The 21563-nt window shown below is 42.1% G+C and carries 15 protein-coding genes; 12 read left to right on the top strand and 3 right to left on the bottom strand.

Annotation, left to right across the window (positions count from 1 at the left end; all coding sequences use genetic code 11):
* Positions 1-452: 452 nt before the first annotated feature.
* On the bottom strand, positions 453-647 hold the full coding sequence (locus DBT_RS08925) for a type II toxin-antitoxin system VapB family antitoxin (RefSeq protein ID WP_067619381.1): 195 nt from the start codon (positions 645-647) through the stop codon (positions 453-455).
* A gap of 1074 nt (positions 648-1721) precedes the next feature.
* On the opposite strand from DBT_RS08925, the gene DBT_RS08920 reads away from it, so the two are divergent.
* From DBT_RS08920 to DBT_RS08905, 4 genes are read left to right on the top strand one after another with little or no spacing between them, the layout of a single operon-like run.
* Complete coding sequence (locus tag DBT_RS08920) at positions 1722-2666, top strand: radical SAM protein (protein WP_067619378.1); 945 nt, start codon at positions 1722-1724, stop codon at positions 2664-2666.
* Positions 2663-4177 carry an Rne/Rng family ribonuclease gene (locus DBT_RS08915; RefSeq protein ID WP_083186737.1) on the top strand — a complete coding sequence of 505 codons (1515 nt, stop codon included), beginning with the start codon at positions 2663-2665 and terminating at the stop codon, positions 4175-4177. The genes DBT_RS08920 and DBT_RS08915 overlap by 4 nt, the downstream gene beginning before the upstream one ends.
* Positions 4174-5277, top strand: a complete 1104-nt coding sequence (gene hisC / locus DBT_RS08910; RefSeq protein ID WP_067619375.1) for a histidinol-phosphate transaminase — start codon at positions 4174-4176, stop codon at positions 5275-5277. The genes DBT_RS08915 and hisC overlap by 4 nt, the downstream gene beginning before the upstream one ends.
* A 9-nt stretch (positions 5278-5286) precedes the next feature.
* Entirely contained in the window at positions 5287-6108 is an 822-nt protein-coding gene (locus DBT_RS08905; RefSeq protein WP_067619372.1) for an MBL fold metallo-hydrolase, read from the top strand.
* 35 nt (positions 6109-6143) lie between these two features.
* Here DBT_RS08905 and DBT_RS08900 read toward each other — a convergent pair whose 3' ends face one another.
* Together DBT_RS08900 and DBT_RS08895 are read right to left on the bottom strand one after the other, a co-directional pair.
* Positions 6144-8714, bottom strand: coding sequence for a hybrid sensor histidine kinase/response regulator (locus tag DBT_RS08900; protein WP_067619370.1), 2571 nt, complete (start codon positions 8712-8714; stop codon positions 6144-6146).
* Positions 8715-8716: 2 nt separating this feature from the next.
* Positions 8717-9835 (bottom strand): ABC transporter substrate-binding protein, encoded by a 1119-nt coding sequence (locus tag DBT_RS08895; RefSeq protein WP_067619367.1) that lies wholly within the window; start codon positions 9833-9835, stop codon positions 8717-8719.
* A gap of 1481 nt (positions 9836-11316) precedes the next feature.
* On the opposite strand from DBT_RS08895, the gene DBT_RS08890 reads away from it, so the two are divergent.
* The 8 genes from DBT_RS08890 (at position 11317) to DBT_RS08860 (ending at position 21291) form a co-directional block, all read left to right on the top strand.
* Positions 11317-13110, top strand: a complete 1794-nt coding sequence (locus DBT_RS08890; protein WP_161939951.1) for an O-antigen ligase family protein — start codon at positions 11317-11319, stop codon at positions 13108-13110.
* 797 nt (positions 13111-13907) lie between these two features.
* Positions 13908-15146, top strand: a complete 1239-nt coding sequence (locus DBT_RS11820; protein WP_083186735.1) for a ribonuclease R family protein — start codon at positions 13908-13910, stop codon at positions 15144-15146.
* A 121-nt stretch (positions 15147-15267) separates the two neighbouring features.
* Complete coding sequence (locus DBT_RS12900; protein ID WP_083186734.1) at positions 15268-16035, top strand: RNB domain-containing ribonuclease; 768 nt, start codon at positions 15268-15270, stop codon at positions 16033-16035.
* A gap of 4 nt (positions 16036-16039) precedes the next feature.
* Positions 16040-18085: an NAD-dependent DNA ligase LigA gene (ligA, locus tag DBT_RS08880; RefSeq protein WP_208600909.1), complete on the top strand. Its 2046-nt coding sequence runs from the start codon at positions 16040-16042 to the stop codon at positions 18083-18085.
* Entirely contained in the window at positions 18069-18362 is a 294-nt protein-coding gene (locus tag DBT_RS08875; RefSeq protein ID WP_067619361.1) for an acylphosphatase, read from the top strand. Before ligA ends, DBT_RS08875 begins: the two co-directional genes overlap by 17 nt.
* A gap of 46 nt (positions 18363-18408) precedes the next feature.
* Complete coding sequence (gene efp, locus DBT_RS08870; protein WP_067619358.1) at positions 18409-18972, top strand: elongation factor P; 564 nt, start codon at positions 18409-18411, stop codon at positions 18970-18972.
* Positions 18953-19864, top strand: coding sequence for an amino acid--tRNA ligase-related protein (locus tag DBT_RS08865; protein ID WP_161939950.1), 912 nt, complete (start codon positions 18953-18955; stop codon positions 19862-19864). The genes efp and DBT_RS08865 overlap by 20 nt, the downstream gene beginning before the upstream one ends.
* 269 nt (positions 19865-20133) lie before the next feature.
* Positions 20134-21291, top strand: coding sequence for a PAS domain-containing sensor histidine kinase (locus DBT_RS08860; protein WP_083186732.1), 1158 nt, complete (start codon positions 20134-20136; stop codon positions 21289-21291).
* Positions 21292-21563 lie beyond the last annotated feature (272 nt).

Genomic DNA, 21563 nt, shown 5'->3' with positions numbered 1-21563 from the left:
GAGGTCTCTTTGTTGTCGGGCACTTGAAGTACCAAAGTACGTCTGCGTGCCCTCCGCCTCGCATCTTCGGCAAACTTGCGAGCTGCATAATCTGGGTTTATTTGATACCACACTTTAGTCCATTTTTACAACAACAAAACAACTAGTTAATGACCAAAGGATCTGCCATGGGAGAACCATTAAAAGTTTTGAGTTTTGAGCACTTCAGAAGTTTTGAGTGTTGAATTTTGAGTTTTGAGTTGAAGGAAAAGAACTTTGGAAGTGTTGAGTTGAAGCTAGAAGGTAGCGCCTCGGGCCTTTATACAGGCAGGGCTTGCTTCTTCCTTCTACCTGTTAGAGGTAATACCAAACGGAATGTCTTGCCTGATAATCTCATGGAGTTCATCTACAGGCTCATTTTTTGAGCCTTTGAAAAAATCGATAAGTACCGATGTATCCACAAGTATCATAATTTACTTCCGCATTGCCTTATAATCATAATTATCATGGTATCTTATTTTGCCAGCGAGCTTAAGTAAATTGCGACGTTTTCTTATAAAAACAAACTCTTTTAAGGCCTTAACAATGACCTCTTTTTTAGTTGTCGCTCCACTCAATTTCATAGCTTCTGAGAGTAGTTCATCGTCTATAACAATATTTGTTCTCATAATACACCTCCCTTTACACATAAGGATACACCATAGATTCTTAGGTGTAAAATTGAGGTTGAGGCGCTGCCCGCCTGGCTGCACACTACTCTCTGCTTTTTAAGCACTGCTTTTCATTATTTCGCTCCCTGTAAACACTCAACCCAAAAGCTGTCTTTCACTTAACAAGATATAGCATTATGTACCAGGTGAATTATCCCAGGCGATCTGGGATTATCCAACACCCGCGGTTATGGTTACAGATGGGGGCTAGTGAGTAGGCAAAGGGGCGGAGGCGTCTTCAGAACGGAACGATTTGGTCGAGCTCTGGAGTGCGGAGCGCTAGTAGGCCCTAAGCCCCGAAGGGGGCTGAGGGGGCGTGCACGGATGCACGCCCCGGCCTTTATGGGCATGGATGCCCATTAGGCCGGCCCAGCGGAGCACGGAGAAAAAAGCGAGACCATGTTCCGTTCGAAGTGCCTCTGCCCCCTCCTAAAGGCCCTCAAGATAAATCACCACCGTAAATAACTGTTGACGGTGTCAAGTGTTTGCCAGGTTCTGGGATCTGGCCAGAGAGGGAAGTGTACGTGTTTATCAGTTTGGTTTTGCGTCTACTTTACCGTGAAAATACCCGTTGGGATAATTCGCCTAATATAACAGGTAGAAGGCAGAAGGTAGAAGGAAGAAGCAAGCCCTGCATGTACAAAAGCCAGAGGCCCTACCTTCTACCTCTCTTCAGCTTCTGCCTTCTTCCTTCTACCTTCTTCCTATTCTCATTTTCATCCACGAGGGTGACGAACCAGGTCGTCATGAATGTTTAGGTAAAAAACAAATAAAAACAATAGGCCGTAGTGGTCAGATCACTGTAGGCAAAAAATACGCTGGCAGACAGGTCATCGTAGAATAAATTGATGGGCAAGGCTTTCGAGCTGCATAATCGATTTATCAGGATTTGCAAAAAAAAGTAAGGTAGCCGTTGCATCTAAAATGCTAATGAGCTAAAAGGAGAAACAATTTTCGAGTTCACTGGACACAGACAGCCTTTGTCGCTTTCGCCATACAAAGTTAAAATTTTTGGGTAATCGTAGAGAGAATATGAGTAAAAACACTGGAAAACTTATTTTTGGTCCTGTTCCCTCAAGAAGGCTAGGTAGAAGCTTAGGAGTTGATATCTTACCGCTGAAGACCTGCAACTTAAATTGCATTTACTGTGAATTGGGGCCTACCAATGCCTATACCACTGAATTTGTAGATCTCGTACCTCCGAAGGCTATCGAGACGGCCTTTTTAAACTATATTTCCAAAGAATGCGCCACCTTTGACGTTGTAACTATCACTGCATCAGGGGAACCCACTCTACACTCTGAACTAGGGGAGATTATTGAAACAATAAAGAAAAATATTGATAAGCCCGTAGCTGTGCTCACAAACGCTACTACGCTTCCCTTGCCTTGGGTTCGAGAAGCCCTGTCAAAGGCAGATCTTGTACTTCCATCCCTTGATGCCGCCAGTGAAGAAACCTTCAGGCGGATCAACAGACCTGCTAAGGGGATCGAACTTGCCCCCATTATTAAGGGACTTATCAAATTCAGGGAAGAATATCGCGGCCGACTCCTACTTGAGATACTCTTTGTCAAAGATGTAAATGATTCGCCTGAGGAAATTGAAGCCCTCTTAAAATACACGCAACAGATTTGTCCTGATGAAATCCAGATAAATACTGTTGCGCGTCCTCCCGCCGTTGGGTGGGCAAGCCCTGTTGGGCCTGACAAATTAGAAGAAATTGCAAAGCTATTTGGAGAAAACGCAAGGGTCATTACATCTTACATGGGCTCTAAAGAGCGGGTCAGTAGTGCTCCAGAGGAAGATGAACTCCTTGAAATGATCAAAAGACGCCCGCTCAGCCGGGATGACTTTGAGACCCTATTTGGCCCCTATGAAAAATATGCACTGGAAAAGGTTGGCGGACTCGTTGAAAAAGGCATAATAGAAAGAAGGCTCCTCAACAACAAAGAATTCTATTTAGTGAGGGCTAAGTGAAAAAAGGTAGTAAGAAAAAAAAAGAACAAAAAAAGGATCAAAAGGCATTTATCCTAATCAACGCTGAGTCCCCAGAGGAAAAGAGGGTTGCCCTTATTGAACAAGGGAAGCTCCAGGCCTTTCAAATGGAGACCACAACCCATGTTCAGACCAGAGGCAACATCTATAAGGGGCTTGTTGAAAACGTAGAGCAGGGACTTCAAGCTGCCTTTGTCAACATCGGACTCAGGAAAAATGCCTATCTACCGTTTCAGGACATACACCCAGAATACTATGGCTATGCAGAGCGTTCAAAGCCAATGAAGGAGGTCCTGAAAAAAGGACAGGAAATCCTCGTTCAAATCGTAAAAGAAGAGACCGAACTAAAAGGGGCGGCAGTCACCACCTATCTCTCCATACCAGGTAGGTACCTGGTGCTCATGCCCGGAAACAATCAGAGGGGAGTCTCAAGAAAGATCGAGGACGAGGCCGAAAGAAAACGCCTAAAAGAGATACTCAAGAGCATGAAACTCCCAGAAGGCGTAGGAGTCATTGCAAGGACAGCATCAAGTGGCGTTGCCAAGACTCATCTGCAAAAGGATCTCAGATATCTTGCTAGGCTCTGGGAAGACATAAAAAAGAAGGCAAAGAAAGAACCAGCTCCATGCCCAGTATACAAGGAAAGAGACCTAGTAATTCGATTTTTAAGAGACAATCTGACGAGTTCCGTCCAAGAGATCATTGTTGACTCAAAACCAATATACGATGAAATTCGCTCATTCATAAGGGTCATATCTCCTAGACAACTGGCAAGGGTCAAACTCTACACAGAACAGGAACCAATCTTCAGCCACTTCGACATTGAAAAACAGATCGACCAAATATTTTCAAGAAGGGTGGATCTCCCTTCAGGTGGCTTCCTGATAATCGAACCAACAGAGGCCCTTGTGAGCATTGATGTAAATTCCGGGAAACACACAAAGGAAAAGGACCTTGAAGAAACTGCGCTTCAGACCAATCTCGAGGCAGCTGAAGAAGCAGCCAGACAGCTCAGACTTCGTGACCTCAGCGGTATAATAGTCATAGACTTTATTGACATGCGCTATAAAAAGTCGAGGCAACTCGTGGAACGCCAGATGAGAGCGTGTCTGCGACTAGACAGGGCCAAGACCGATTGTTCCTCCATCAGCAAATTTGGACTCCTTGCGATCGCGCGACAAAAGCTTGGATCCCCCATTGAAATTGGCGTAAGCCATCCCTGTCCGTATTGTGGAGGTAGGGGGCTAGTAAAAAATGTCGAGTCAATTGCCCTCGCCCATTTTAGGTATTTGAGGAGCGCACTTATAAAGGCAGAGGAGACGAGATCCAAGACTATAATAGTAAAAATAGCCCCAGAGGTGGCCCAATATATCCTCAATCAAAAGAGAAATGAACTCGTATCACTGGAAAATAGCTTTAAGGCAAAGATAATAGTGGAAGGAGACCCCAGCCTGGGTTGGGAAGAAATTCGATTAGTAGAGGACGAGTTATGAAGAGTCTAATTGAAAACGTAAAAAATTATATTCGTGACCTCGAACCATATCCGCCTGGAAAACCCCTTGAAGAGCTAAAACGTGAGTACGGCATTGAAGAGGCCATAAAACTGGCATCAAACGAAAACCCATTTGGGCCATCTCCAAAGGCCATCGAGGCAATTAGAGATGCCCTAGGGGCAATACACCGCTATCCTGACGGAAGCGGCTATTACTTAAAGGAAAAACTAAAAGAACTCTGGGGTGTGGAGTCACAAAATATTGTGCTTGGCAATGGCTCGAATGAAATCATACAGTTTCTCATACATGCCTTCTCAGGGCCAGGGACCGAGGTCATCTCCAGCGATCCGGCATTTCTCGTTTATAGAAAGATGGTCCAAGTTTTTGGTGGCAAAAACATTCTGGTGCCACTTCGAGAAAATTCCCATGATCTCAATGCAATACTATCCAAGGTAAACGAAAAGACAAGGCTCATTTTTCTAGACAATCCACACAACCCAACAGGCTCCGTGATAAGGACCGACGAATTCAATGCCTTTTTGGAGGCCCTTCCAGAACATGTCCTAGTATGCCTGGACGAAGCCTACGGTGAATTCGTACGGGAACAAGACGTACCCTTTGGGATAGACTATTTTAGAAAAGATCCCAGGGTAGTATTCCTGCGCACCTTTTCAAAGGCCTATGGACTCTCAGGATTGAGGATCGGTTATGGGATTATGGCAAAAGAGATTGCCTCTATCCTAGAGAGGGTAAGGCAGCCGTTTAACGTCAATGCCCTTGCCCAGATCGGGGCACTCAATGCCCTTGAAGACAGAGAACATCTCGAGCATACGCTACAGGCTACATGGGAGGGACTCGACTGGTACTTTGAAACACTCCAAGACCTTGGTTTCAAACCATTAAAATCCAATACCAACTTTATGCTCGTAGACCTTGGTATGGATGCAAAGGCCATATATGAGAAGATGCTTAGATGCGGCGTTATAATTAGGGCCATGAGCGCATATGGCTTCCCAACATCGATTCGAATAACAGTTGGGACACCTGCGGAAAATCAGAGGTGTATAGAGGCACTTAAAGAGGTAACAGGGAGAAGGTAGAAGGGAGACATGATTGAAGTCATCGTCCTAGGCTCAGGAACTTGCGTTCCATCATTGAAGCGCTCAGGCCCTGGTCTTCTCATTCGCGTATTGACCCAGTCTTCTTCCCTCACCCAAGAGACATTTACCATCATGGTGGACAGTGCCTCAGGCACACTGAGGCAGCTTTTACGTGCCGGTATAAAATATGATGAGATAGATCTCATACTTTACACTCACTTTCATCCGGACCACATAGGTGAGCTTGTTCCATACATATTTGCCACAAAATATGCACCAGGCTTTTCACGCAAAAGGCCAGTAAAGATAATGGCATCCATTGGCCTGCTTGAACTCATGGATGGCCTCAAAAAGGCCTTTGGACATTGGATCGAACCAGAACAAGACAAGGTAATCTTGGAAGAAATTCCCAACCATATGAAGGCCTCGATCCAGATGCCACCTGTTACACTCTCGACTCTGCCACTAGAACATACCCCCAACAGCCTTGCATACAGGATTGAAGATGAAGAAGGAAATAGCGTTGTGGTGTCTGGAGATACGGACTTTTCCCTTGAACTAGCAGAGTTTGCAAAAGGAGTAAACCTTCTGATACTCGAATGCGCCAGGCCTGAGGGTAAAAAGGTCCAGGGCCACCTTACCCCAAGCGAGGCTGGAAAGATTGCACAAATTGCTGGACCTGATCTATTGCTGTTGACTCATTTTTACCCGGACTGCGATGAATCGGACCTTCTGAGTCCGTTGAGGAGGGAATTCAAGGGCCAGGTGTTCTTGGCAGAAGACCTAATGAGGATCCCACTATGCAATTCATCTCCCCTTCTTAAAGGATAGTCCTAGAGTAAATAGACCCCTTTTTGAGAAATTGACTATTCAGATAGCACTTTCAACAAAGTATTACTGAGTTCTTCCAGTTTATAAGGTTTTACTAAGGCTTCGCAGAAACCGTATTTTTTAAAATTTGTTATGATATCGTCTTTTGCATATCCGCTCGAGACGATGACCCTGGCTGATGGATCCTTTTCAAGAAGAATCTTTACTGCCTCCTTTCCTCCCATCCCTCCTGGTATTGTAACATCCATAATGACTGCATCGAAAGGCCTTCCTTCCCTCATGGCATTTTCATAGCATTTTATGGCCTCCTCTCCGGTTCGAGTGAGCTCCACTTCATAGCCCAGGTAATTGAGACTTTCCTTCAAGAGTTCTAGGATATTGTTTTCATCATCCATGACTAATATCCTTTTTCTTTCGATATGGGTGGAAGGGAGCCTTTCATTGTGCTCACCATTTTCCAATTTAGTCTGGGCAGCAGGAAGATATATATCGAATCTTGTCCCCTTACCCAGCTCAGAATCTACTCGAATATATCCACCATGTTTTCTTATGATAGAGAAACACACTGCCAGTCCCAGGCCACTTCCTTGTTCCTTGGTGGAAAAATATGGATCAAAAATTTTGGGTAGATGTTCCTTTGGTATACCCACTCCTTGATCTTCTATGCTGATCAATACATATTTGCCAATTGAAAGAAATTTGTGGTGTTTGTTTTCTATTTCTATATTTTGGGCCTTTATTGTAATAGTCCCGCCATTGGGCATTGCCTGGTCGGCATTCATAACGAGGTTTTGAATTACCTGACTGAATTGCCCTGGATCGACTTCGACGGCCCACAGATCCTCAGCAAATTCAAATCTACATGCCACATTAGATCCCTTTAAGACAAAATCGGTTGTCTCTAGTATGATCTTTTTGAGGGAAGACAATCTCTTTATGGGAGAGCCCCCTCTAGCAAAGGTCAATAGTTGCTGAGTCAAACTCTTGGCCCTAAGACTCGCTTTCTCTGCAGCCTCAAGCCTTTCATATACCTTAGTGTCAAGATTTGGCTGCATTTTGGCAAGAGAGACGTTCCCCAAAATAGCAGTTAACAAGTTATTGAAATCATGGGCTATTCCACCCGCAACCACACCAAGTGACTCAAGTTTGTCTATTTTTGCAAGCTCTATTGAGGCATGTTTTTGATCTGTAATATCGAGGTTGCTTGCTCTTATACCAAGAAAGGCCCCCTTGCTATCAAAGATCCTGGTACAATTGTGACTTATCCACCTGATTTCCCCATCCTTTCTTATTATACGAAATTCTAATGGCTCATGGGGTAAATCGCTCTGGATGCGCTGAAAATGGTCTTCAAAGCGCTTTCTGTCTTCTGGATGAACTATTTCAAAAATCAGTCCGGGATTTTTTTGAAACTCTTCTTGAGAATATCCTGTAATTGCTTCACATCTCCTCGAATTATATTTAAAGTGGCCGTTTTCATCTATCCAATATGCCCAATCCGCTGCAGATTCAATAATCGTTCTAAGTTGTTGATCTCTCTTCAATAATTCCTGGTTATTTTCATAAATTGTTTCCAATAAATTGTTTATGCTTTCAATAATGGACTCGATCTCAATACAGGATGAATTATGGCTCATTTGTTTAGAAGAGAAAAAGTCTTCTGAATTCGAGGGATCAATTTTAATGAGCCAATCCGATAGTTCTTTAATGGATTTGGTTAAGCATTTATATATAATTTTATCTACTCCAACTAGAGCAATAAAAAATATTAAAAAAATTGCAAACAAAATGGGCCATATATTATGCCATATGTATAGCATAATATTTCTCATAGGAATGATCGCATAAAAATGCCATCCTTTAGGCATTGACAATGCCTCTTTATAACACCAGTATTCTTTTCCATTAAAAATCAGTCTATAAAGGCCGTATTTATCTGGACCAGACAATTGTTCAAAATCGTACTTCAAATTTTCTCTTCTTTTCATCAAATCCCTATCTGGATGATAGACGACAGTTCCGTAAGAAGTTAGTACAAATATTACTGAACCTTTAATCAAAGGAACTGCTATTTTGCCAATTACAGTACTCAATCCTTCCAAATCCCTTTCAACTAGGAGTCTTTTCCCACCTCTTACAGGATAAGAAAAGGTGATAACAGGTCTAGAGGAAAAAAAAGATTGATGCACTTTTGATATGGACAAATTGTTTTTCACATAGTCTATACCTGACATATCGAGACCAACATATTGCTTTAATTCAGGTTTACCCACCATTAATATCCGTCCGGATTTATCCAATACTACATAGTCTATGTCTCCGTAGAGACTGGACATAGCCTCTTTAAAATATCGTTTTACAGCCTCATCAGGACCAAGAGGGGCCTGTGAGGCTATAAAGGACAGTAACCTGTGATCTCTGTAAAAATAATCCCTTATAAGGGCATCACAGGAGGCAAACAGTCTTTTCATTTCTAAACTGGACTCTTTTTTTAAGAGGTCCATTTCAGAATAGGCCGTGACCAAAAAGACCAATGTGAAGGTTACGATCCCTATAATCCAGACAAATGCTTTGATCTTACTCGTTATAGAATTGAACTTGATCATACTCAAAGAAGACGCCTTTTAAGTACAAACTTTTGATTTTTTACCTGGACATCATAGATAGGTCTTAATACGTCTCCGAATTTGTCAAACCTGACTGGTCCAAGGAGAAAATTATATGAATCTGACACTAAATGTCTTTTAATACACATGACATCTTCGGGACTTGGAACGCACCTTTGCATGGCATCGGCTAAAATAAAAAGGGCTTCGTAGGCCCTGGCTGCCTTTGGAGAGGGGCGTAGGCTAAACTCTCTTAAGATCTCATAACTAAACTCACGAAACATGCTATTGTCATATTCTGGCTTTAAAAAGGTCACGATCTCCATACCTTCTACTGCCTTGCTTCCATAGGCAATCAAGCTGGGGCCATGCGCCCACAGCGTGGCAAAGTAACGTCCATTATATCCCTTCAGCTTCAACTTTTGCGCAGCTATGCCAGTGGATATCCCCTCAGTAACCATGACTACAGCTTCAGCTCTTGTGGCCATAAGGCGTTCAACAGTACGATCCCAGTCAATACCTGTTCTGGAATTTATCCTCACAGTTGAAATGCGTCCGTCAAAATTTTTTGATACCTCTTCTCTGAGATCCTCTGAAAAAGTGGGGTTTGACACATCCAATAGGAAAACGATGCTGCCTATTCCCTCGTCTTTAAAGAGCCTACCAAAGGCCTTTCCAAATAAGGAGTTGTCAACCGACGTCCTAAAAAACAAATCATCTTTGCCAGAAAGTCTAGTGGTGGCACTATATGCAGTGAAAAGTATCCTCTTATGCGACGTAACCAATGGATAGGCAATAAAGGTATTCTGAGAATTGTTGTGTCCTATAATTACCGGGCATCCGGCCTCAATCAGACTCTTGTCCGCCTTTAATATCCCCTCTTTCGTATTTTTATCATCTCTAATAATAAGTTTTAAAGGCCGGCCATTGATTCCACCACGGCGGTTTATCGCTTCTACAGCCAGGAGCGCTCCAGCCTTAATATTTTCAGCAGAGGCGCCGCTATAACCACTTAAATTTAAGGAAAGACCAAGTTTTATTGGATGTCCTTCCTTTGAACAGCCAGTTGAAAAACATATTCCTAATAAAAAAATAAATATAATGTGCTTTAAAAAATTCATATACAAAAAGTATTTTTTTCACAAAGACTACAAAAATGTCATATTAATGCTTAAAAAATGATTATTAATTTCATTTATGTTTAAATATTTCAGGAAAAAATGAAATATGTGTCAAAAATGTAAAACGTTACTCCATAATAGTCAATTTTAGATTGACCAGAGAACAATCCAAAATTAATCAGATAATATCTGAATAATAGTTGGCAAAACAATAATTCCAAATTATGTAGCACAATGACTTTAAGTCTCAAATTAATAAATATATTAATATTCATAACTAAATTTGTATTGTCTTCTGCTTTTATATTATAAATGGAGTTACAAGAGCACAAACTTCTATCCTACAGGATTCGGGCTGAGTATCAGGAATTCTGTTGGCAAGGCCAAGTCAGAATAATTAGAATAAAACGATAAGAGCCTGGCAAAATTCCTTCTGGTAGGCACACCAATATGCTAATCTGAGTTTTACTTTGGAGCCACTCCTGGTAAGTTTGGCAGGTATCCAGAAAAGCTTCCAACCACTAATTCCTGCCATCTCCTTTCTTTCTCCAGACTCAAAGGTCTTTTCCTTAAATCATTTCATACCATTGAAGCAGAATGACCAATATAAAATAGACCCTAGTACCTTCCCCATTCCTCGTTAAGCTTTTGTAGAGGCCAAAACCATAGTTACTCTCCTTGAGTAAAATTCTAACAACTGGCGGAACCGAAGCTAAAAACTCCCAATAAGTTAAAATAATAAAAAAATCACCAAATACCCATTAAGGAAATGCTCAGCAACCTATCCCCAAGATTGTTATTCCCTGGGAGTTTTGAGATGCATTGATAATTACTAGAGGACACAATACCAATGAAGCTGATTGGGCACCAGTGTGGGATACCCGATGTAACAGACTATATTTAATTAGCCCAGTTGCGAGTCACCGGATCTCGAGGCCAAGTAAAAACGAGGTTTACTGATTCAAGAACTCGCAAAAGCTGGTCTTATGCCTAAATTGAGCCTTCATTTCCGGACAATGGAGATTGAAATTTGGTGTACTCAATGCACTGCTTTTTTATGAAATTAAGGGGCTTGACCTTTCTCTAACAGAGGAGATACATTGACGTGATTAGATGGAGGTAGGTTCAGATCATCAGACGGGAAACACTTGATGACAAAAAGTTTACCTCCCGTATTAGGATGAGTCTTTAACAAATGTTCTTAAAAGTAATTCAGTAGCGAGAAACGAGGAGCATGAAGAGAGAAAAACTCATGGCCAATATACCGGCTTATTTACAAAGTACGCAGAGATCTCCTGCTACGGGATCAATTTTTAAGCATCCTTCATACAGTTACATATTAAATAGATTTGTAGGCCTTACTTTTGAAGACTTCAATAGATATAATGTTTATTTCTATGTATTTTAAAACATTAACAACAAATAAGTATAAAATACAATATATCATTATTTCAATTATTTCTATAAGTCCGTTCATATTTTTGAAAATTCCTGGAGAATTCGAAAATTTTCCCAAAATGTCTTTCTTGCAGTGGTCATTGTCTGTGGTATTAATTTATCAATTCTTTAAAGAAAGGCATATAAAAAAGACTATCACTTTCAATTATATTGACATCCTAATACTTATATTTCTTATCTTATGTTCAACTTCTTTATATAACGCTATAAATCCTTATCAGGCCATACCCGTATTAATTCACTGGTGGTTTTGTGGCATTTTATATTTTTTTATTGTATTTAACGAGATAACTCTTTTCCCTAATTTATTTTTCTTTAGTTCTATTTCAGTAGGGCTAATTGCAATTATCGGCATTTTACAGAATTATCAAGTAGATTTCATATCCTTTATACCTCAAACTGTGAGTCCAGCAGGTACATTTGGTAATAAAAATATGGCAGCACATTTTGTAGCAATATTGATTCCCTATATTTTTGGTGCTATATCTTTTTCCAAAAATAAGATACATAAATATTTATTTTGTTCTATCCTTATTATATCTTTTTTTTATATATTATTAACCGGAACAAGAGCATCTTGGCTTGCCGTATTAATAAGCTTGACAATTGCTGTCATTTTATATTTAAACACACATGAATTTCGCAAAAACAATAATTATTTAGCTAACATTCAGTTCTTTATTATTTTGATCATTATAATATCTTGTTTTTATTTATTTATTAAAGAAATAGGTTTATTAAATAATATTTTAAATAGAATATTAGAATGTTTTCAAAATGAAAAAGTTTCTTCAGCTCAGCTTAGACTTATATGGTGGTCTAATACTATTAGTTTAATAAAAGATAATATTTGGACTGGCATTGGATTAGGCAATTTCAAGATTGTATATCCTCTATACCATGCTTCTAATTGTATTGATCCAATGTTTTCAAATTCATATCAATTACAACATGTCCATAATGATTTTTTGGAGTTAATTTCAGAGATTGGTATCTGGGGATTTCTATCCTTTATTTTAATAATTTTAAACTCTTTTTACCAAGTCTATAAGATAGCAAATTCACGAGTCGTCAATCCATATTCAAAACAAATTTTATTATATGTTTCCTTGAGCTTAATTAATCTATTGATTATATGTTTCTTCTCTTTTCCATTAAAAAGAGCCCTTCCTCCTATTCTATTAATAATAAATATAGCGTATATTTCATTAACATTTAGAAAATCAGTTTATAATAAAAATAAATATAATTTAAAACACAACAATATTTTGACTATATTCCTTATTTTAATTTTATCAGCATCTTTTTTTCTGTATCCTAAAATTATTCTAAATGATAAGTATTATGCAGAAGGATTAAATTTTTTGCGTAATAGACAGCTAAACAAAGCCGAAGAGCAACTCAAAAAATCGTATCAGATGTTTTATAACTGGAATTATAATGTTTTCAGCTTACTTGGTTATATTAACGAGATGAACAAAAACTATTCTAAGGCAATAACTTATTACAAAATTTCACTAAAACTACATCCTAATAATATCAATACACTTTTTCGTATAGCAATATCTTATTCAAAACAACAAGACTTCAATTATGCCAAGTTATATTTAAAAAAATTTTTAACTATAATGCCTCAATCAGCTGAAGGACATGCTAATTTAGGCAATATATATTTTTATCAACATAATTATAAAGCAGCTGAATCAGAATATAAAATCGCAAACGCCTTGAATCCAAATTTGGCTATTGCTCGAAACAATTTGAGACTATTATATTCAATCTGTAGAAAGAATTTGGAAATATGCACATCACGTTAGCACTTTCTCAAAATGTGTCTGTAAATGCAGATGCTATCAATCATTGCTGTCCAAGAACAGCACTTTTCAGCCAGAAGTGAGATGACTTTAAAAGATATCACTTATCTATGAATGGGGTCGTAAGCGAACTCATCTTTTAAGTTGTCAATCCTCCATTCAAAGAAAATCGTATTTTTTTGTAGCGAAATAGCTTTAGAAATAGGGTATTTTAGTTGAACATCTCCAGAATTGTCAAATTCTCTGATAATCCTTTATTAATCCTATTCAGTGAATGAGATATAATCCTAGATTATGCACTACAAAAGCCTGCAAGAAAAATTTTTTTTCAGAATAATTCAATAGTTGTCTGCAACTTTTTTAGTTAGTGCCTTCACCCAAAAGGTGCAGCCTTACCAGTCAATTCAATCTCGGGCATTTGAAGCCACTTTATAGAACCTTGGCATTTTTAGAAGAAGCATTATAAAAGCACATGGACAAATCTGCCATTTGGGTCACAGTTTCTAAAGGACGGCATAACAGTGTATGAGGAGTATAAATTTACAAAGATCCCCCACCTTAAAAGATATTCGAACTATACCCCCCAATTCTCAAGGGGAGGACACCTAAAATACTGCTGGTAGGGCCAAGAGTGATTAGTACGCGAGTCATCCAAAGTGGGGGTATCTTTACAGGATCGACTCCATCCAGAGACTAGAGCGGGCAGGTTCCAACTCAAAAGGACCTAGTGATCTACATTGTAGCCTCTGAAGAGGCCACTACTTATTGCTTTTTCACCAAAAAAGTGTCTAATATCATCAATGAAGAAGAAAAAGAAAAAAGAAAAAAACAAGAAATTAGCCCTTGATTCTAGGCTCTTAAATGCCCTAAAAAATGCGGGACGTCCCATATTCAGAAGGGAGATATTTCATCTTGCCCACGTACGTCCTGAGGAAAAAAATGAGGCCAAGGCCCTCTTAAATCAATTAGTACGAGCAGGCAACATAGTAAAGCTCAAGGGGAGCCGCTATGGTCTCCTTGACATGATGACCCTTATCCAGGGAGAGCTGAGGCTCCATCCCGATGGATTTGGATTCGTCATACCGGAAAAAGAGGGGCAAGAGGATATATTCATCCCTCCAAGCGGTATAAAGGGTGCCCTTCACGGAGACAGAGTCTTGGCCCGGATCGACAGAGTCGCAAAAAAAGGGCCTGAGGGGACAATCGTAAGGATATTGGAGAGGGGAAGAGACAAGATAGTCGGCACTCTATACAGAAGCAAGAATATTGCCATTGTAACCCCTGAAGATGAAAGATTTGGACCTGAAATTATAGTCCCCAAAAAAGACGTTAAGGGTATTAAATCCGGAAGGGCAGTGGTGGTGAAAATTACCTTCCCTGATCCTGAAAAGGTCATCAGCCCAAGGCCTGGCCCGCTTAGGGGAAGGATTGTGGAGGTACTGGGAGACCCTGAGGACCTCAACGTCCAGACCAAGATCGTCATACGCTCCCATGACCTTCCCTACAAATTTGAAGATGAAGCACTCCAGGAGGCGGAAAAACTACCCAAAAAAATCCGTCCAGAGGATCTAAAAGGTAGACGAGACCTTCGCGACCTTCCGTTCGTCACCATAGATGGTGACACTGCAAAGGACTTCGACGATGCCGTGTACGTAAAAAAACATAGGTCTGGTTATACACTCTACGTCTCCATTGCAGACGTCAGCCACTATGTACCCATTGGATCTGCCCTCGACCTAGAGGCATATAAACGGGGGACGAGCGTGTACTTTCCCAATGACGTTGTCCCAATGTTCCCCGAAGCACTCTCAAACTGGATAGCCAGCCTTGTTCCCTACGAGGACAGGCTGACAGTAACGGCAAAGATATCTTACGATCTCAAAGGAAATGTAAAGCGTTGTGCCTTTTATCCTTCAGTGATCAGGAGCTCCCGTAGGTACACCTACACAGAGGTGCGAGACCTACTAGAACAGGATTCATGCCCTAAAGAACTCAAGTGGATGGAAGAGCTATGTAATATCCTCAACAAAAAAGGATAGATAGAGGGAGCCTGGATTTTGATCTGCCAGAACCCAAAATCGTTATTGGTCTTCAAGGTGAGCTGGAACAGATCGTAAAGAGGGAGAGAAACAAGGCACACAGGGGATAATTGAAGAATTTATGATCGCCGCCAATGAGGCAGTGGCGACCTTCTTCCTGGATAGGGAAATTCCAACCCTGTTGAGGGTCCATGAACCACCAGACAAGGAAAGGCTAATGGACTTTCAGCGTTATGCAGAATCTGTTGGGATACACGTAGAGATTCCAGACGAGATAACCCCTGAATTCTGCCAGAAGATCATAAACAATGCCAAGGGGAAATCCTACGAGCACATGATCAATACGCTCCTATTAAGGAGTATGAAACAGGCAGTGTACTCTCCTCACAATATTGGTCACTTTGGACTCGCATCACCCAAATACCTCCACTTCACCTCTCCCATAAGGAGATATCCGGATCTCATTGTCCACAGGGTGTTGAAGGCCAATAAGAGGAGAGTAAGAAAAAGGCCAGTCTATACATTGGAACAGCTTGAAAACATTGGAAAACACTGTTCAGAACGTGAACGGACGGCAATGGAAGCAGAACGTGAGATGTTTGATAGAATCAAGGTCCGCTACATGAAAGACAAAATTGGCGAGGTCTTTCAGGGGACTATTACAAACTGCACTGCCTTTGGCTTCTTTGTGGAACTAGATGAACTATTTATAGATGGTGCAGTGAAGCTCGTAGACATGGCAGACGACTATTACGTATTCGATAAAGAGGCCATGCTCCTAAGAGGCCGCAGGACCGGCAAAATCTACAAGGTAGGCCAAAAGATAAGGGTAAGACTCCAGTCCGTTAACATCCAGAGGCGACATATTAATTTTGTAGTGGAGGAATAGGACTGTGCCAGCACCTGCTGAGGTCATTGAACGACTAAAATGGCTAAGGGATGAGATAAACTACCATAACTACCTCTATTACGTACTTGATCAGCCCAAGATCAGCGATGAGGACTACGATGCCCTAATGCGCGAACTAAAGGAGCTCGAGGAACAGTATCCTGAGCTCATTACCCCTGACTCTCCCACACAGAGGATAGGGGCAGCGCCGTCAGAAAAGTTTGAAAGTGTCCCTCACCGCGTGCCCATGCTGAGTCTTGATGACGCATTCAGCGAGACAGAAGTCTTGGAATTTGACGAAAGAGTAAGGCGGCTTCTGGATATCCCAGGCCCAATCGAATACACGGTTGAACCCAAAATGGATGGCCTTGCAGTGGAACTTACCTATGAAAACGGGGTATTTGTACGGGGTTCTACCCGCGGAGACGGTTACTTCGGTGAGGATGTAACCCAAAACCTGAGGACCATAAGGCAGATCCCCTTGAGGTTGATACATAGGCACCTGGATATACCAGAACTAATAGATGTGCGAGGCGAGGTCTTCATGACAAAAGATGCCTTCTATGCCCTGAATGCAGAGCGAGAAAAGGCCGGGCTTCCTCCATTTGCAAATCCCAGGAATGCTGCAGCAGGGAGTTTGAGGCAACTGGATCCAAATGTAACTCGAAAGCGCCAACTTGACTGTTTCTTTTATGGTGTTGGTGCAGTCTCAGGCCATAGATTCCGTACCCAGTGGGACATATTGTCTTCGCTAAAAAAGTGGGGTCTTAAAATCAATCCTCACTCCAAAAAGGTAAAGGCGATCAAGGAGGCCATTCATCACTATGAACACCTAAGAGACATAAGGCCGACTCTCCCATATGAAATCGATGGCATGGTCATAAAGGTAAACGACCTCGAGTATCAGAAAAGGCTTGGGTCCAAGGCGCGGAGTCCTAGATGGGCAGTAGCCTTTAAGTTTGAGGCAGCACAGGCTGTTACAAAGATCCTAGACATAGAACTCAGCGTAGGAAGGACAGGCGCCGTTACCCCTGTGGCCATAATGGAACCTGTAAAGGTTGGAGGGGTAGTTGTCTCGAGGGCAACCCTTCACAATCAGGATGAAATAGCAAGAAAGGATGTCAGAGTCGGGGATTGGGTCATAATCAGACGGGCCGGAGACGTAATACCAGAGGTAGTAAGGCCATTAAAAGAAAGACGCTCAGGCAATGAAGTCCCCTTTACAATGCCAAAGGCCTGTCCTGTATGCCATACTCCCCTTGAAAAAAAGGAGGATGAAGCCGTTTGGAGGTGCCCGAATCCCGATTGCTTCCCAAGACTTGTAAAAAAGATCTCCCACTTTGCCAGCAAAAATGCCATGAACATAGAGGGACTTGGGGGGAAGGTGGCTGAACTCCTAGTAACAAACGGCCTTGTCCGTGATATATCTGATCTCTTTAAACTCAAGATGCCTGACCTCATGAGCCTTGAGGGTTTTGCAGAAAAGAGTGCTCAAAATTTGATCGACGCAATTTCAAAGAGTAAGAATGCCCCTCTTTCTAAACTAATTTATGCCCTTGGCATCAGGCATGTAGGCGAGGTAACAGCCCAGATACTTGCAAGGCAATTTGGCTCTATTGAACGATTAAAAGAGGCCTCCCAAGACGAACTAGAGGCCATAGAAGGCATTGGACCAGAGGTAGCAAAGAGCATTAGGAACTGGTTCAAGGATGAGGACAATTTAAAGGTCCTGGAGGCATTGAAGGAAGCGGGTTTTGACCTTGGGGCAAGAGAAGGCGGGCCTCAGAAGACGCCCGACAACCCAATTTCTCAAAAGACGTTTCTCTTTACAGGGGGGCTCAAAAACTTTTCCCGAGAAGAGGCAAAGGCTGCTGTTCTTGAACGTGGCGGCAGCGTTACGAACTCTGTCAGCCGTCGCGTAGACTTTGTGGTAGTTGGAGAAAAACCTGGATCAAAACTCGAAAAGGCCCAAAAACTAGGACTAAAAATAATCTCAGAAGACGAATTTTTAAACCTTTTGGGAGGATTGAACGATGACAACACAGAGTGATAAAAAGGCAGTCCATGCCTTTATTTCAGGGAAGGTACAGGGAGTATTTTACAGGTCCTCTACCTGTGACGAGGCAACAGGCCTGGGACTCGAGGGCTGGGTAAAAAATCTCCCAGACGGTCGAGTCGAACTCTTTGCCCAGGGGCCAGCCGAACTGGTTGACAGACTCCTTGAGTGGTGTAAGGTTGGGCCTCCAGCGGCCAGAGTAGACAATATTGAGCTGGAGGTCGTGGAACCAAAAGATGAATATACCTCCTTTGAGGTAAGATTCAGGTAAGGGAAAAGGAAGCAGGATTTAGGTAAAATATTAAAAGGAGCCAAATATGTACGATTCTTCAGACCTTAGAAAAGGACTAAAGATAGTCATTGACGGTGAGCCTTACATCATTACAGACTTTGAGTTTTCAAAGCCTGGAAAAGGCCAGGCCCTTTACAGATGCAAGTTAAAAAACATGCTCACCGGCTATACCATGGACAGGACCTACCGTTCAGGAGACAAGTTCGAACCTGCCAATCTGAATGAAGTAAAAATGCAGTTCCTTTACAAAGACGGTGATGGCTACCATTTCATGAACATGACAACTTATGAACAGATCGACATGACAGAAGACCAGGTGGGAGATGCCAAAAACTTCCTCAAGGAAAACATGGAGGTCAGCATACTCTTTTTTGACGAGACCCCCATCTCCATCGATCTACCAAACTTTGTGGAACTTGAAGTAATAGATGCTCCTCCTGGGGTCAAAGGAGACACTGCTACAGGTGCCACGAAACCTGTCACGCTTGAAACGGGCTACACCATTCAGGTGCCGCTCTTTGTGGAGGAAGGAGACTGGCTCAAGATCGACACGAGAACTGGCCAGTACGTTGAGCGCAAAAAGAAGTAGAATTATACTTAAGGCCCGGATCATACAGGCTATTCGGGCCTTTTTTACTAACAAGGGGTTTGTAGAGGTCTTCACCCCATTCCTTACCAGGGCCCCGGCCCCAGAGCCTTATATAGAGGCCATGGGGGTAGAAGATGGTTTCTATTTGATCCCCTCCCCTGAACTCAATATCAAGAGGCTCATGGCCGAAACCGGCCTTGAAAAGGTATTTCAACTGGGGCCGGTCTTTAGAAAAGAGGAGAAGGGAAGATTTCACAACCCCGAATTCATAATGCTCGAATGGTATAGTGTTGGTAACAACTATTTTGATCTAATGGACGAATGTGAAGAGCTCATAGGTTTTGTACTTGAGTCTTTGGGTATGAATAGGGCAATCGAATACCGGGGGAAACAAGTGGATTTTACACCCCCCTTTAAAAGATTGACTGTCAAAGAGGCCTTCAGTAGGTTTGCTGGCTGGACGCCATCTTCTCCACTGGACGAAGAGAAGTTCGACCTCGATTTCGTCGAAAAGGTAGAAGTGGGCCTGGCCTCTATGGGCCCTGCATTTGTCTATGATTGGCCCAGGGAACGGGCATCTCTTTCACGCCTCAAAGAAGACGATCCCACTGTAGCGGAGAGGGTGGAACTCTATGCCGGAGGACTCGAGCTTGGAAACGGTTTTTCAGAGCTCACTGATCCGGGCCTTCAGGCCGAACGCTTTAAGGTCATGATAGAAGAACGACAAAAGATGGGCAAAAGGGTCTACCCGTGGCCTAAGGACTTTTTAGAGTCCCTTTCAAAACTCCAACCCTGCGCTGGCATGGCCTTTGGCGTTGACAGGTTCACAATGCTTATTGCCAATGCCGAGACAATTGATGAGGTTTTACCCTTCTCAATTGATAATGCTTAATCTGGCATAAAGTCCAGCTAACGGTCTCCTGATTAATGAATAACAGGCATCTAGACAGATAGTGAAAAAACACGCCAAACTAAAAATATGATTTTTAGCTAAGAATTAGTATAAATGCATATATTTCGTCATTTTCTACAATTTATTGACATATATTTTTATCATGCTATGTTATATTTTAAATAATTATAAAAAATCAAGCTTGCTCCATATTTAATAAAATCAAAAAAATATTTTTTATCTTTTCATTTAATTAATAATTTAGCCGTATGACTGATTCACTAAAAAAACAACTTTCTATATATCAACATGTTATAGACGCGGCACCAGACGCGATCCATATCATATCGCCTGATATGCGTATTATCCTCAGGAATCGTCGTAGTCGTGAATGGTTTCCATCTCTCAAGACTGGCGGTCTATGTTACCGGTGGCTACATGACATAGACAAACCATGCCCTCACTGCTCGGTCCGCAGAGTGTTTCTAGACGGGCACAGACATGAGCACGAGTCCGTCATAGAGTTTCACGGCCAAGAACGTATGGTGGTTCACTCAGCAGCCTCCCCCATCTATGATGAAAATGGCGAGCTGATTGGTGCACTGGAGATCTTGCGCGACATCACCGAACGAAAGCAGATGGAACAAGCCCTTCAGGAAACAGCTGTGGGCCTGTCAAGGGCCAATAGGCTAAAGGACCTGTTATTACGCATGGTACGTCATGATCTTGGGACCCCTATTGGAGCCATACTACATGCCACCGAGATGCTACTGGATGAACCGGAAAAGCTCGGTCCAATCAAGGATGATATAGAAGACATATATCAGAGTGCTAGCCATATATTACAGCTCATACGGGACGTAGATGTACTGTCAAGCGTACTCAATCGTCAGCAATTGACTTTCCAGGATGTCGACGTGGCCGCCCTCATCAAAGAATTGGTATCTCAACTTGAGCCTACCTTCAAACAGGCTGGTATGAAGGTGGAAAACCTCATTGATCAGAGCCTTCCCATAAAAGGACTGTCCATACTCAAGACAGTATTTGAAAACATCCTGGTAAACGCAGCCAAATACGCATCCAGTGGCGGCAAACTGATACTGTCTGCCAAAGAAGACCCAGAATACATATCAGTATTTATCACTGACTTTGGTCCGGGCATACCAGACAAGTATAAAAAACGCATCTTCAAGCAATTTGAAAGGCTGGCCAAAGACATACCTGGTACAGGACTTGGACTGGCCATTGCCAGTCAGACAGTTGCCCTGCATGGCGGTTATATCAACGTAGAGGACAACCCACAGGGGGGTGCAATATTCCACGTCCGCCTGCCCAAAAAACCCATTGTATGGCCGTCTTCTAGTGGTTCCAAGGAACAGGAAGATATAGATTTCCCTGAACTGTGCCGTCGTTTATCAGAATACTGACAAAAACGAGGTATGGTATGGGAGCATTCCTGGTTCGTACCAAACACAGGCGTTACTCGTGTACCCTAAGGCCTGTAAGTGCATCATACTACACGACACCAGGATAATATGCTGTAATCATGAAAAATTTACCCCGTACAGTGTAACAGGTAGAAGGAAGAAGGTAGAAGGGAGAAGCATGAATTGCTGATGCCACTGCCTATGGGCCACTGGGTGGAACTTGGAGTAGGGTTTGCCAGGCTTTCCCGCAGGCCTGCAGGCAATAGTATCAG

The organism is Dissulfuribacter thermophilus, from assembly GCF_001687335.1.
Classification (GTDB): Bacteria; Desulfobacterota; Dissulfuribacteria; order Dissulfuribacterales; family Dissulfuribacteraceae; genus Dissulfuribacter; species Dissulfuribacter thermophilus.
This window is presented reverse-complemented; position numbering and strand designations above follow the sequence as displayed.